The 13,331-nt window shown below is 75.0% G+C and carries 12 protein-coding genes; 6 read left to right on the forward strand and 6 right to left on the reverse strand.

What is annotated here, in order from left to right; translation table 11 throughout:
- Positions 1-65 precede the first annotated feature (65 nt).
- A complete protein-coding gene (fxsA, locus tag ACFWMZ_RS08115; RefSeq protein WP_383175251.1) occupies positions 66-641 on the forward strand; it encodes an FxsA family membrane protein in 576 nt (191 codons plus the stop codon).
- 166 nt (positions 642-807) lie between these two features.
- Here fxsA and ACFWMZ_RS08120 read toward each other — a convergent pair whose 3' ends face one another.
- The 4 genes from ACFWMZ_RS08120 to ACFWMZ_RS08135 form a co-directional block, all read right to left on the reverse strand.
- Positions 808-1,182 (reverse strand): RNA polymerase-binding protein RbpA, encoded by a 375-nt coding sequence (locus ACFWMZ_RS08120; protein WP_003946969.1) that lies wholly within the window; start codon positions 1,180-1,182, stop codon positions 808-810.
- 254 nt (positions 1,183-1,436) lie between these two features.
- Positions 1,437-2,789 (reverse strand): MFS transporter, encoded by a 1,353-nt coding sequence (locus ACFWMZ_RS08125; protein WP_383200119.1) that lies wholly within the window; start codon positions 2,787-2,789, stop codon positions 1,437-1,439.
- 44 nt (positions 2,790-2,833) lie between these two features.
- A complete protein-coding gene (locus ACFWMZ_RS08130) occupies positions 2,834-3,610 on the reverse strand; it encodes a glycerophosphodiester phosphodiesterase (protein WP_383183041.1) in 777 nt (258 codons plus the stop codon).
- A gap of 17 nt (positions 3,611-3,627) precedes the next feature.
- The gene (locus ACFWMZ_RS08135) at positions 3,628-4,302 is read right to left on the reverse strand and encodes a YitT family protein (RefSeq protein WP_383183039.1); all 675 of its coding nucleotides are present in this window, start codon (positions 4,300-4,302) and stop codon (positions 3,628-3,630) included.
- A gap of 63 nt (positions 4,303-4,365) precedes the next feature.
- Between ACFWMZ_RS08135 and ACFWMZ_RS08140 the strand changes: the two genes are divergently transcribed.
- On the forward strand, positions 4,366-5,892 hold the full coding sequence (locus ACFWMZ_RS08140; protein WP_383183037.1) for a PLP-dependent aminotransferase family protein: 1,527 nt from the start codon (positions 4,366-4,368) through the stop codon (positions 5,890-5,892).
- A 57-nt stretch (positions 5,893-5,949) separates the two neighbouring features.
- Here ACFWMZ_RS08140 and ACFWMZ_RS08145 read toward each other — a convergent pair whose 3' ends face one another.
- On the reverse strand, positions 5,950-7,524 hold the full coding sequence (locus ACFWMZ_RS08145) for a hypothetical protein (protein ID WP_383183035.1): 1,575 nt from the start codon (positions 7,522-7,524) through the stop codon (positions 5,950-5,952).
- Between the two features lie 40 nt (positions 7,525-7,564).
- Entirely contained in the window at positions 7,565-7,759 is a 195-nt protein-coding gene (locus tag ACFWMZ_RS08150; protein ID WP_383183033.1) for a hypothetical protein, read from the reverse strand.
- 340 nt (positions 7,760-8,099) lie between these two features.
- Between ACFWMZ_RS08150 and ACFWMZ_RS08155 the strand changes: the two genes are divergently transcribed.
- The 4 genes from ACFWMZ_RS08155 (at position 8,100) to ACFWMZ_RS08170 (ending at position 13,315) form a co-directional block, all read left to right on the forward strand.
- Positions 8,100-8,513: an ankyrin repeat domain-containing protein gene (locus tag ACFWMZ_RS08155; RefSeq protein WP_383183031.1), complete on the forward strand. Its 414-nt coding sequence runs from the start codon at positions 8,100-8,102 to the stop codon at positions 8,511-8,513.
- 294 nt (positions 8,514-8,807) lie between these two features.
- The gene (locus ACFWMZ_RS08160) at positions 8,808-10,232 is read left to right on the forward strand and encodes a HEAT repeat domain-containing protein (protein ID WP_383183029.1); all 1,425 of its coding nucleotides are present in this window, start codon (positions 8,808-8,810) and stop codon (positions 10,230-10,232) included.
- A 568-nt stretch (positions 10,233-10,800) separates the two neighbouring features.
- Positions 10,801-12,333 carry a hypothetical protein gene (locus ACFWMZ_RS08165; protein ID WP_383183027.1) on the forward strand — a complete coding sequence of 511 codons (1,533 nt, stop codon included), beginning with the start codon at positions 10,801-10,803 and terminating at the stop codon, positions 12,331-12,333.
- An 88-nt stretch (positions 12,334-12,421) separates the two neighbouring features.
- On the forward strand, positions 12,422-13,315 hold the full coding sequence (locus tag ACFWMZ_RS08170) for a hypothetical protein (RefSeq protein ID WP_383183025.1): 894 nt from the start codon (positions 12,422-12,424) through the stop codon (positions 13,313-13,315).
- Positions 13,316-13,331: the final 16 nt, after the last annotated feature.

A 13,331-nucleotide genomic window follows, 5' to 3' on the forward strand; every position in this document is an offset into this window, starting at 1 on the left:
CCGGTCCGCGCGGCCTTGATCATCCCGCCTCCCCGTCCCGGGCAGCGGGCAGGCACACTGGGACCATGACGACTGGCGCACCGCCTCCCTCCCGAAACGCTCCGCGCTCCCGCCTGAGAACCTTCCTGCCGCTCGCCCTGGTGGCGTGGCTGATCCTGGAGGTCTGGCTGCTGACCCTCGTCGCCTCGGCGACGAGCGGGTTCATCGTGTTCCTGCTGCTCCTGGCCGGCGTCGTGGCCGGCACCCTGCTGATCAAGCGGGCCGGCCGCCGCGCCCTGCGGAAGTTCCAGGAGACCGTCGCCCAGCAGCAGCAGGGCATCACCCCCGAGACCGAACGCAGCGGCGGTAACGCCTTCCTGCTCGTCGGCGGGCTGCTCTTCATCCTGCCCGGGCTCGTCTCCGACCTCTTCGGCCTGGTCCTGCTGCTCCCCCCGGTCCGCACCGCGCTGGCCCGCCGCGCCGAACGTTCACTGGAACGGCGGATGGCCGCGGCCGGTCCCGGCCCCTTCGGCGGCGCCTTCCAGCAGGCCCGGACGCGCGCCCCCGACGGCAAGGTGGTCCAGGGCGAGGTGGTCCGCGACGACGACCCGCCGCGACCCCCCGGCCGCGACGACGACCCCCGGCCGCCGCTGACCCCCTGAGACTTGGCTCGCCGCCCCGCCCCGGTCCGCCGGGGGCAGGGGCGGCGGACGCCTTTCCGCCCGCGGTGCCGTCCGGGCACGGAAAAGCCCGTGGGCCGTGCCACCCGGTGAGGGGTGGCACGGCCCACGGGCCGGGGACGGGTGCGTCAGGCGCACCGGAAGCGCCTCAGGCGGACTTCCGGCTGTCCCGCGGGTGCACCGCGATGTTCATGGCGCCGGAGCGAAGGACTGCCAGCCGCTCGGCCAGCACCTCCTCCAGCTCCTCCCGCGTGCGCCGCTCCATCAGCATGTCCCAGTGCGTACGCGCGGGCTTGCCCTTCTTCTCCTCGGGTCCGTCGCCGTCCACCAGAAGTGCCTGGGCGCCGCAGACCTTGCACTCCCACTCCGGCGGAATCTCGGCCTCAACCGAGAACGGCATCTCGAATCGATGTCCGTTCTGGCATGCGTACTCCACGGCCTGGCGCGGGGCCAGGTCGATGCCGCGGTCGGTCTCGTAGCTCGTCACCACGAGGCGCGTGCCGCGAAGAGCTCGCTCACTCATGAATCGTGCCTCCCGGGCTTGTCGCCCACAGGACAGGTGTCGCTGTCGTCGTCATCCGGTCAACGTCCGGTCGGCGGTAAAGATTCCCGTTCAGGGTCATGCGTCGCCGTCGTAGCCGCCCCTTGTTGTACCCACCATCGCCCGGTTTGTCACATCTGACAGGGGATGCGCGACCTCACCGCACGTCTTTCACGCGCAGTAACGGTACGCCTGGCGAGCCAAACGCGTACACTACCGCCGTTTTGCCGTCCGCGCTAAATCCGACCCGGCACGGGATTGCCCGCGTCCAGGACGGCTCTGCGTACGGGTACCCGGGCCAGCAGCACGAAACCGATCACGAAGAAAGCGACCAGCGAGATGATCGCGTCCCGGTAGCTGCCGGTGAGCTGGTAGGTCAGGCCGAAGAGCAGCGGGCCCAGCCAGCTCATGCCCCGGTCGCTCATCTCGAACGCCGAGAAGTACTCGGCCTCCTTCCCCTCGGGCACCAGGTGGGAGAAGAGCGAGCGCGACAGGGCCTGGGTGCCGCCCAGCACCGTGCCGATGAAGGCCGCCAGCACGAAGAACCAGACCGGCGACCCGGCGGGCAGGAAGTACCCGGCGGTCAGGATCAGCGCCCACACCACCAGCGAGCCCAGGATCGTGTGCTGCGCGCCGTACCGGCCCGCCAGCCGTCCCATGCCGAGCGCCCCCGCCACCGCGAGGACCTGCACCAGCAGCACCGCCACGATCAGTGTCGACTGGCCGAGCCCCAGCTCCTCCGAGCCGAAGACCGAGGCCTGGCTGATCACCGTCTGCACGCCGTCGTTGTACATCAGGTACGCCAGCAGGAACCCGAGGGTCAGCGGATGGCGGCGCATGTCCTTCACGGTCGCCACCAGCTGACCCCACCCGCCGCGCCGGGCCGCCACCGCCTGCGGAGCCACCCGCCGGTCGTGCAGCCGGCGCAGCGGGATCAGCGTGAACGCGCCCCACCAGACGCCCGCCGAGGCGAGGCAGATCCGTACCGCCATCGCCTCGCTCAGCCCGAAGGAGTCGTGCGCCGTGTACAGCACCAGGTTGCCCACGAGGACCAGGGCCCCGGCGGCGTAGCCGAAGGCCCAGCCCCGCGAGGAGACGGCGTCGCGCTCCTCGGGCCCGGCGATCTGCGGCAGGTAGGAGTTGTAGAGGACCATCGAGACGGCGAGCGAGGCGTTGGCGATCACCAGGAGCAGGCCGCCGAGGAGGTACCGGTCGCCGTCGAGGAAGAACATGCCCGCCGTGGCCGCCGCCCCCAGGTAGGCGGAGAGCGCCAGCAGCGGCTTCTTGCGCCCGGTGCGGTCGGCGGCGGCGCCCGCGACCGGCATCACCACGATCGCCACGATCACCGACAGGGAGACCGCGTACGCGAAGAAGGAGCCGGCCCGGACGGGGATGCCGAGCGGGTGGACGTACCCCTCCGCGTCGGCTGCGGCCTTGGCGACCTGGGTGAGGTAGGGGCCGAGGAAGACGGTGAGGACGCTGGTGGAGTAGACCGAGCACGCCCAGTCGTAGACGTACCAGCCGCGCTGCTCCCGGCGCCGGGCCTCGGCCCGGCCGGACTCCTCCGCGGGTACGGTGCCGCTGCTCATGGTCTCCCCCTCGGTCCGGCCCGCTCGCGCGGGCCCCGGCGGGGTCAGACCCACTGCCCCCGGTCGCGCAGCACATCGCGCAGTGTGCCGATGTGATCGGTCATGATGCCATCGACCCCGAGGTCCAGGAGAGCCGCCATCCGCCGGGGGTCGTTGACGGTCCAGACGTGCACCTTCAGCCCCCGCGCGTGGACGGCGCGGACGAAGCGGCGGTCCACCACCGGGATGCCGTACTGCGCCTCGGGGACCTGCACGCACGCCGCCGAGCCGCGCACCGGCGCGGGCAGCCCCCAGGAGCGCAGCCGCAGAGCGAGCACGCCCCGCACGCCGTACGAGGTGGCCAGGCGCGGGCCGCCGAGGCGTTGGGCGCGGATGACGCGGCTCTCCGAGAAGGAGCCGACGCAGACCCGGTCCCAGGTGCCGGTGCGGGCGATCAGCTCCAGCAGCGGGCCGAGCGCGGGCTCCGCCTTCACGTCGATGTTCCAGCGGGCCTCGGGGAAGCGCTCCAGCAGTTCGTCGAAGCGCGGCACCGGTTCGCTGCCCGCCACCCTGGCCCGGGCCACCTCACTCCAGGGCAGATCGGCGATGCGGCCCGCGCGGTCGGTCACCCGGTCCAGCGTCGGATCGTGGAAGGCGGCCAGCACCCCGTCGGCGGTGAGGTGGACATCGGTCTCCAGGTACCGGTATCCCGCGGCGAGGGCGTCGGCGAAGGCGGCCGCCGTGTTCTCGCGGCCCCCGGCGGCTCCGCCGCGGTGGGCGAAGGCGAGCGGTCCGGGATGGTCCAGGTACGGGTGGCGTATCGGGGGCGTCGAAGCGGTCACGGACGCAGTATGGCGCCCTAGGCCGGGACCGGCGGGCTCGGGTCGGCCGCGGCCGGGACCGCGAAGAGCCGCAGGAACCACTGGGCCAGCGGGCCTATGGACAGGGCGTACGCCACCGTGCCGATGCCGACGGTGCCGCCGAGGACGAAGCCGGCCGCCACCACCAGCACCTCTGTCCCGGTGCGGACCAGCCGCAGCGAGCGGCCGGTGACCCGGTGCAGGCCGGTCATCAGGCCGTCGCGCGGGCCGGGGCCGAACCGGGCCGCGATGTACAGACCGGTCGCGGCGCCGTTCAGGACGACGCCGCCGGCCATGAGCGCCACCCGGGCCGCCAGGTGACCGGTGGCGGGGAGCAGGGCGAGGGTCGCGTCGAGCGCCAGGCCGACCACGAAGACGTTGCAGACCGTGCCGAAGCCCGGCCGCTGCCGCAGCGGGATCCACAACAGCAGCACCGCCGCGCCGACCACGACCGACACCGCGCCCATGGAGAGCCCTGTCAGCTCCGCCAGCCCCTGCTGGAACACCCCCCACGGCTCCAGCCCCAGCCCGGCCCGCACGAGCAGGGCGACGCTCACCCCGTACAGCACGAGGCCGGTGAACAACTGGCAGAGGCGGCGGGTGAGCCGGCGGTCGTGCGGACGCGGCGCGAGGAACACCACAACCTCCAGGGTGGTGACGGTGGACTGACGCATGTCACTCTGTGGCGTGCGTACAACGGCCGGACAGGGCCAATTCGGGGAAGGTGGACTGACTTCATGACCCAGTGGACCTCGGTGACCGGCGCGGCCCAACTCGCCCGCCTGCTCGCCTCGCAGTCCTGGCAGACCCGTACCGGTCCCGGCGGCCGCCGCCCGCCCGCCTACCGGGCTCTCGCCGACGGCGTCCGGCTGCTCATCCTGGAGGGGCGCGTCCCGGTCGCCGCACGGCTCCCCGCCGAACGCGAACTGGCCCTCGCCCTCGCCGTCAGCCGCACCACCGTCGCCGCCGCCTACGAGGCGCTGCGCGGGGAGGGGTTCCTCGCCTCCCGGCGCGGCGCGGGCAGCTGGACCGCCGTCCCGGCGGGCAACCCGCTGCCCGCGCGCGGCCTCGAACCGCTGCCGCCGGAGGCGCTGGGCGCCCTCATCGACCTCGGCTGCGCCTCACTGCCCGCCCCCGAACCGTGGCTGACCCGCGCGGTCACCGGCGCCCTGGAGTCGCTGCCGCCGTACGCCATGACGCACGGCGACTACCCCGCCGGACTGCCCGACCTGCGGGCCACGCTCGCCGAGCGGTACACGCGGCTGGGCATCCCGACCATGCCCGAGCAGATCATGGTCACCACCGGCGCCATGGGCGCCATCGACGCCATCTGCCACCTCTTCGCCCCGCAGGGCGAGCGCATCGCCGTCGAGTCGCCCAGCTACGCCAACATCCTCCAGCTCATGCGGGAGGCCGGCGCCCGGCTGGTTCCCGTCGCCATGGCCGACGAGCTGCGCGGCTGGGACATGGACCGCTGGCGGCAGGTGCTGCGGGACGCCGCGCCCCGGCTCGCCTACGTCGTCGCCGACTTCCACAATCCCACCGGCGCCCTCGCCGACGAGGAGCAGCGCCGCGCGCTGGTGGAGGCGGCCCGGTCGGCGGGGACCGTCCTGGTCGTCGACGAGACCATGACCGAACTCGCCCTCGACCCGGAACCGGCCCCGGCCCCCGACGGCACCTCCGCCCTGCCGCGCCGGGTCTGCGCCTTCGATCCGGCGGGCTCCACCGTGATCACCGTCGGCTCCGCCAGCAAGGCCTTCTGGGCCGGGATGCGGATCGGCTGGGTCCGCGCCGCCCCCGACGTCATCCGCCGCCTGGTCTCCGCCCGCGCCTACGCCGACCTCGGGACCCCGGTCCTGGAACAGCTCGCCGTGCACTGGCTGCTCTCCGGCGGCGGCTGGGAGGAGGCGGTACGGCTCCGCCGCGACCAGGCACGCGAGAACCGCGACACCCTGGTCGCCGCCGTCCGCCGGGAACTGCCCGACTGGAGCTTCGAGGTGCCGCGCGGCGGCCTCACCCTCTGGGTCCGCACCGGCGGCCTCTCCGGCTCGCGGATCGCCGCCCTCGGCGAACAGGTCGGCATCCGCGTCCCCTCGGGCCCGCGCTTCGGCGTCGACGGCGCCTTCGAGGGGTACGTCCGGCTGCCGTTCACCGTCGGGGGAGCGGTGGCCGACGAGGCGGCGGTACGGCTGGCGGCCGCCGCCCGGCTGGTCCGCGACGGGGTGCGCGGCGGGGCCGAGTCGCCGCGGAGCATCGTGGCCTGAGACGTGCCCGTGCCCCGCGGGCCCGGCCGGGGCTCAGCGGGGCACGGGCCGGACCGGTCAGTTCTCGGCACCCGCCGGGACGGCCGGGGGAGCGGTCGGCGCCGGGGGGACCGTGAGGGAGTGCGGGCGCGGGGGCAGCAGCTCCAGCACGGCCCGCCGATCGGCCTCGGCCGTCCCCTCGTCGTACGGGTCGGGCGCGGCGGGCACCTGGATGCGCTGGACGGGGCCGTCGCCGAGCCGCACCCAGCCCCGGCCGGGCGGGGCCGCGGCCGGCTGCGAGGTGTGCGGCGGCGCGCCCAGCACCAGCGCGACCTGGGCGGTGGAGGCGCGGCCCAGGACGACGCGGGCCCGGGTGTGGCGGCGTACCGGGTCGGTCAGTGTCTCGGTGGAGTCGAACTGCTCGGCCACCACCACGGTCACCTGGGCGGCCCGCCCGTGCCGCAGCGGGACCTGGAGCAGGCTCTGCGGGTCGGGCCTGCCCTCGGCCTCGGCGAGGTGGGCGAGGGCGGCCGGGCGGTCGAGGAGGATCCACAGCGGGCGCCGGGTGTCCGGCGGGGGCGGATGGCCCTCCTGCCGGGCCCGGTTGGCGGCGATGAGGCGGCGCTCGGTCTCGTGGGCGGCCCACTCGAGACCGGTGAGCGCGCCGTCCAGGTCGCACTCGACGGCGAGGACGCCCTCCCGGCCGGTCAGGCAGGCGTACTCGCCGGTCCCGCCGCCGTCGACCACCAGGACGTCGCCGTGGCGCAGCGCCTGGAGGGCGAGGGAGCGCAGGAGTGAGGTGGTGCCGCTGCCGGGGTGGCCGACGGCGAGCAGGTGCGGCTCGGTGGCGCGGGCACCGGTGCGCCACAGCACCGGGGGCTCGTCGCGCGGCTCGCCGTCGGGACCGGTGACCGGCAGGGTGCGGGCGGTGTCGGCGGCGTCGGTGAAGCCGAGCAGGTGCTCGCCGGGGGTGGTGACGAAGGGCTGCGCGGTGAGGTCGCAGGGGAGCGGGTCGACGGCGGTGACGGTCAGCTCGTTGCCCTGCTCGTTCCAGTCGAAGCGGTACTCGCGGCCGCGCCCCAGCTTGGCGGCGAGGACCTGTTCGACGCGGAGCCGGGGCTCGGGCTCGGCGTCGGTGAAGTAGCCGGGGTAGCGCAGCACGAGGCGGTCCGGGTGGCCGTCGTCGTCGAAGCTGTGCGCGGCGACGGCCTTCTCCCACTCACCGCCGTAGGTGTAGAGGGGGGCCGGGTCGTCCGGGGCGGAGAAGTAGGGGACGAGCGACTCGTAGAGGGAGGTGAGCCGCTGCGTCCGCGCCTCGTCGGTGCCCGTGGGCGCGGACGGTTTGCGGTCCCGGCCGGTCCAGGCGGCCGCCGTGAGGAGGACGGCCAGCGCGAGCGGCAGCCCGTACTGGACCAGGGAGAGGACCAGCAGGACCGCGGCGATCAGGAAGAGCAGGGGGCCGCGCCGGTCCTTGGGGGTGTCGGCCCACTTGCGCCGTCCGGCGGCTGCCAGGCGGCGCAGGCCGCGGGTGATCGTGATCAGCGGATGGAGGACGTCCGTGGCACTGTCCGCCGCTGACCGGGCCAGCTCCCGGCTCCGGGCGATCGGGACGGTGCCGTTGCGCAGAATGCTGGGGAGTGGTCGCCGGGCCACGTCGTTCTCCTGAAGGTGCAGGGTGCGGGGGAGCGGACGGTCAGAACTGGATCCCGCCGAGCAGCCCGGCGAGGCTCGCGCCGCCCGCCGTGATGCTGGGGGCGATGGCGGTGCCCGCCAGGTAGAAGCCGAAGAGCGCGCAGACCACGGCGTGGGAGGCCTTGAGGCCGTCCTTGCGGAAGAACAGGAAGACGATGATGCCGAGGAGGACGACGCCGGAGATGGACAGGATCATGAGAGTTCTCCTGGGGGTGGGGACAGTCACCATCAGTTGTTCCAGGCTCACAGCATGTATCTGTACGACAAAAGGTGCAAACGGGGTAGGCGGCGGTGTTTTCACCCGGCTGGTACGCCCTGGGAGGCCCGCGCCGCAGGTCGGTGGCAGCCTCGGCCCTGTACGCCCGGCCCGCGCCGGGGCGCCCCGGTCCTCGCCCCCGGGGCGCGTCCTCCTGCCCCGGCGGGGGCAGTACGCTGGCGATTCACCCGGACGGCCCCACTGCCGTCCCGCCGGCCGGGCGCCCGCCCGGTCCGCGCAGCCACACACCCCCTACGAGAACGCAAAGGGCGTACCGCCGATGAGTGAGGCACCCGACCCCGAGGTCGTCGAGCTGGCCACCAAGATCTTCGACCTGGCGCGCGAGGGGCAGGGCTCCCGGCTGGCCGCCTACGTCGACGCCGGAGTCCCGGTGAACCTCACCAACGACCAGGGCCACACCCTCGTCATGCTCGCCGCCTACCACGGCCACGCCGACGCCGTCCGCACCCTGCTGGAGCGCGGCGCCGACCCGGACCGGGCCAACGACCGGGGTCAGACCCCGCTCGCCGGAGCCGTCTTCAAGGGCGAGGACGAGGTCGTCACCGCCCTCCTCGACGGCGGCGCCGACCCGGCCGCCGGGACCCCCTCCGCGCTGGACACGGCCCGCATGTTCGGCAAGGACGAGCTGCTCGCCCGGTTCACCGCGGCCCAGGACCGTCCCGGCGCGGTCTGAACCGCGCCGACCGGGGACGCCCGTTAAATCTGGTCGCGGCGCCGCGAGCCGCTGAGCCATCATGACGTCGTGATTCACGAGAGCGCGAGCTGGGCAGAAGCCGCATCATCGCGCGCACCGTGAACCGGCCCTCCCCGGGCCCCGTGGCCCGGGGACACCCTTGGGGCCACGGACGAGAGGCAGAAGACGATGGACATCAGCACCCGACAGCGGACGAGCGTCAAGACCTGTTGCGGCGCGGCCAGGTAGTGCACCATCCCCGGTTGCGTCGACAGCTTGATGTGAGGCTCATCCATGTGTGATTCCGTCGATCCGGTCATAGCGCCCAGCGGTACCCTCCTCGGCCTGCTCCAGCGGGGCAGGGGAGACGGGACCCTGCACGCCCTGACCGCCCCCCGTTCCGAGGCGCTCGCCGCCCTCGACCAGTGCGTGCTGCGCGACCCCCGCCACGACTGGCAGGTGGAGAACCGCTCCCTCTACTACGCCCGGCTCTACCTCGACCTGGACGGCTCGCTCGACGCCGTCGAGGCGCACCTCTTCGCGCCCGAGGACCACGCCGCCCCCGGCGAGGAGCGCACCGGCCTGGCCGTCAGCGTCCTCGGCCACCTCGCCTCCTACGGGCGCGGCGACGCCCTCGCCCTGTTGCGCCGGTACGCCGCCCACGGCGCCAACTGGCCCTGGGCTTTGGACGAACTGGCCGTACGCGACGACGAAGCCGCGCTCGCCGCGCTGGCCGCCCCCGTCCTCGCCCGGTTCCCCGCCACCGCCGAGGGGGAGACCGAACTGGCCGCCGCGGCCGCCGACAGCTACGAACCGCGGCCCTGGCACCTCTGGGCCGAGAACCCGGACCCGGCGGTCGGCCCGCGCGTCAAGGCGGCCCTGGAGCGGGCCTCCTTCGGCCTGTGGCAACGCCAGCTCACCACCCCCGACCGTCCCCAGTGGAGCGTGGACGGCGTCCTGACCTGGGCCCAGGAGGGCCACGACCGTGGCAATGACCGCCATGTGCCCGCCGCCCGGTGCCTGGCCACCGTCGCCACCGCCGCCGACCGGCCGGCGCTGCTCGCCGCCGCCCGCGGCGGACTCGACGGGGCCCGCGCCGCCGCCCTGAGCCACCTCGCCCGCACCGGTGACCCGGACGCCCTCGACCTCATCGAGGCCGCCGTCGCCGACGGTTCGCCCGTGGTCCGCGAGGCCGCCACCGAGTCGCTGGGGCGGATGGAGGGCGCCACCGTCCTCGCCCGCGCCCGCCGCTGGGCACCCCGTCCCGACCCGCTCGGCTCCGCCGCCGGGCAGCTCCTCGCCTGCCGCGGCGGGGCCGAGGACGGTCCACTGGTCCTCGCCGCCCTCCGCGAGGCCGTACGCGGCGACGGACCCGACGGGCCCGCACTGTGGAGCCTGGTCGACGGCGCCGGGCGCCTGGGCATCGCGCAGGCCGCGCCGGTCCTGCGCCACCTCTACCGCGAGACGGCCTCCTCGCATCTGCGCGGCCGCACCGCCCTGGCGCTCGCCGCCACCGACGCCTCGTTCGCCAGCGGCTTCGCCGTCGAGTGCCTGTGGGACTGCGAGGAGACCACCCGCGAGGTCGGTGCCCGCCACGCCGCCACCGTCGACCAGCGCGTCGTCGGCCGCCTCCGCCGCCTCGCCGCCGACCCGGCCGAGGAGGCCGAGGTCCAGACAGCGGTCCGCAGCCGGATAGGCCCGGACGCGGCGGCGATCTGACCGGGCCGCCGGGGCCGGGGGACCCGGTGGCCTCGGGCGCGAGTCCTGCGGGCGCCGCGTGCGGCCCGGCCGTGCTCCTGGTGATGGCTCGCGAGTGCCGACCGGGACCGTGCGGGCGCGGCGGACGGTCAGGCTCCGCCCCTTCGTGCACCGGGGCTGGGGAAGCCGTACGGGCTGGGGAGGCCCCGCCGGTCGTCAGTTCCGGGCCCGCCGCGGCGCGTTCACCGGGGGAGCCGCGGAAGCAGGCGGACAGCACGGGTGCTTGCCCCTCCCGCCTGCCGAACCGGCCGGCCGCTCGACGTGGCCGGCCGGGACGCGCGGGCCCGAAGCGGCCCACGGCCGGGCGCTCCGGACCGGCGGTCCGGCCCACTCGGCGCCTACGCCCGCGCCGGGGCTACGGGCCGGAGAAGCCCCCGGGTCTCCTTGCCGCTCCCTCTCGCCGCCGCAGGGCACACCGCCTTTACGGCGAGCCCGTGACCCGGCCCCCGCCCGTCGGCGCGGCGCCCCCGGCCACCCCTTCATCGGTGCGTTTCGCCCGATGTCGGAGCAAGGATCTAGGCTGTCCCCCGTGACTTCGCCCGCCTCCACGGAACCCGCTCCGTCCCAGCTCAGCGCGGGGCCGCGCCCGGCGCCGGGCCCGGCCGCCGACGAGGGCCTGGCGCGGCGGCTGCGCGCCCTCGCCTGCACCGCCCCGCTGCACGACCTGGACACCCGCAAGGCCAACCTGGCGGGCGAGTACGCGCGGTACGCGATGGCCGAGGTGGCCCTGGCCGCCATCGACCTGGTCACGCTCCACATGGACTTCGACACCGGCGCCGACCACGAGCAGATAGTGGCCAGGCTGCTGCCCCGCATCGCCGCCCAGGCCCCGGCCCGCCCCGCCGCCGAGCACGAGCGCGTCGCCCGCTGGGTCCTGGAGAACCTCATCAACGTCGGCAGCGTCGACCGGGGCTTCCGCGCCGTCTACGGCACCTTCGCCCCCGACGGGAGCTACGTCCGCCGGGACTACGACTTCAAACTGGTCGAGGAGGTCCCGGGCCGCGGCGGCAGCGTCTACCTCCGCACCACCGACGAGGCGGTCAACGTCCTGGTCGGAGCCCTCGACACGGACGTCACCAGCGCCCAGATCGCCGCCGAGGTCAAGCTGGAGGTGCTCATCAACCGCGGCCGCCTCGCCGACGCGCAGCTCGCCGCCGAACAGGCCCGGTACCGCACCGTCCAGTACTCCGAGACGCTCCGCCGCGCCCTCGACGCCACCCGGCGCAACGTCCGGGCCGTCGACTGGCTCGGTGCCGTCCCCGACATGATCGCCGAGGCGCTCGACCACGTGGCCGACCGCTACCGCCACGAGAACGCCATCCTCACCAACATCCGCAAGGCCCGCGACGAGTCCGAGGACCCCGAACAGAAGCGGCGCGCCGCCGAACTGGTCGACATCGTCAAGGACTGCATCCGCCGCCACACCCAGCTCCAGGCCAGACTCCTCGAAGCGGGCCCGCTCTTCCGCGCCGAACAGGACCGCCAGGCCTTCGCCGCCCCCGCCGCCCGCACCGGCGTCGACCTCTACGGCCAGCTCCTCGCCCCCCTGCTGCCGCTCCCCGTCGAGCAGGCGCTGCGGGCCACCGACGCCTGGTTCACCCACGGCACCGGCCTGCGCACCCCCGCCTCGGTCCGGGTCGGCGACCTGGTCGACCTGCTGCTCACCCCGCCCGTCGAACGCGCCCACCTCGGCGCCGAGATGCCCGAGCCCGACCTGATCGCCACCCCCGACGACAGCCGGTTCAGCGAGGAGCAGCTCGCCGCCGCCCGCGACCTCCTCGACCTGGAGTGGGACGCGCCCCGTCGCCTCTCCGGCCTGCTGGCCGAGGCCCGCCGCCGCGACCCAGGCTCCGAACTCCCGTACCTGGTGGCCCTCATCGCCGTCCACGCAGCCTCCCCGCCGGTCGGCACCGCCTACCGGCAGGGCGAGCGGCGGCTGCTGTTCGCCGTGGACGACGGCACCGAACTCGCCGACCCCGAGTTCGGCGGCGCCGACCTCATCGTCGGCAGCGCCCTGCTCGACGCCGAGGGCATGGCCGCCGACCGTACGGAGTCCGCGTGACCGGCGGCCGCCGCACCCCACCTCCCCGCACCCCGGCCACGGACCATCAGCGCCGCCCGGGCACGTCCCACCACCAGGAGCACCACCCGTGACCGAGCAGAGCACCGAGCCCGTCCGGGAGAACACCGGCGTCCCGGTCCCGCAGGCTCCCGTCGGCACCCCGGCCGTCACCCCCGCCGACGCGGCCGACGCCGCCCGGCTCGTCTCCTTCGGCCTGCAGCCCCGGCTCCAGCCCGCCCGGGACGCCGAGTACGGCGAACTCCTGCGCCGGTACCGCGAGGACCCGCCCTTCGCCCGCCTCGCCGACGCCGTCGCCACCGGCCTCGGGCTGATCGTCCTGGAGGTCTCCGACCGGGCCGGGATGGCCGTGACCGCCGCCGAGGACTCCGTCTTCGCCGTCCGCATGGGCGACTACGCCCGGCGCGCCTCCACCGACTCCGCCGACCGCTTCCTGCACGGACTGGCCCATCTCGCGCTGGCCGCGATGGCGTTCCCCCGCCCCGAGGACCTCGCCGACGACGGCTACATCGGCCGCGTCAGCGTCAACGGCGTGGACGCCTTCGTCCGCCAGGCCTGCCGCAAGCTGGAGGAGCGCGCCGAGGAGCAGGGCGACAACACCGACCCCGTCTCCGACGCCCCCGGCCTGGAGGCCGCCTGGCGCGTCTGGTCCCGGCGCAGCTCCACCGGCGCCACCAAGGACGCCCGCCGGCTCGCCGGTTCCACCACCGGCATCGTCGGCAAGGCCGCCGCCTTCCTCACCGAGTCCGGCTTCCTCCAGCGCACCGGCGACGAGGCGGGCGGGACGTACCGCACCACCGCCCGCTACCAGCTCCAGGTCCGCGACCTCGCCGGCGGCGCCGCCATGAGCGAACTCCTCGACCTCGGCATCGTCCCCGTCAGCGACGGCAGCGCCACCCTGCTGCCGCCCGACGACGGCGACGACCTCGACCTGGTCGCCGACGCCGGACTGCCCTTCTCCTGACCGGCCACCCCACCGC

The sequence above is a fragment of the Streptomyces sp. NPDC058373 genome (assembly GCF_042723275.1).
GTDB lineage: Bacteria > Actinomycetota > Actinomycetes > Streptomycetales > Streptomycetaceae > Streptomyces.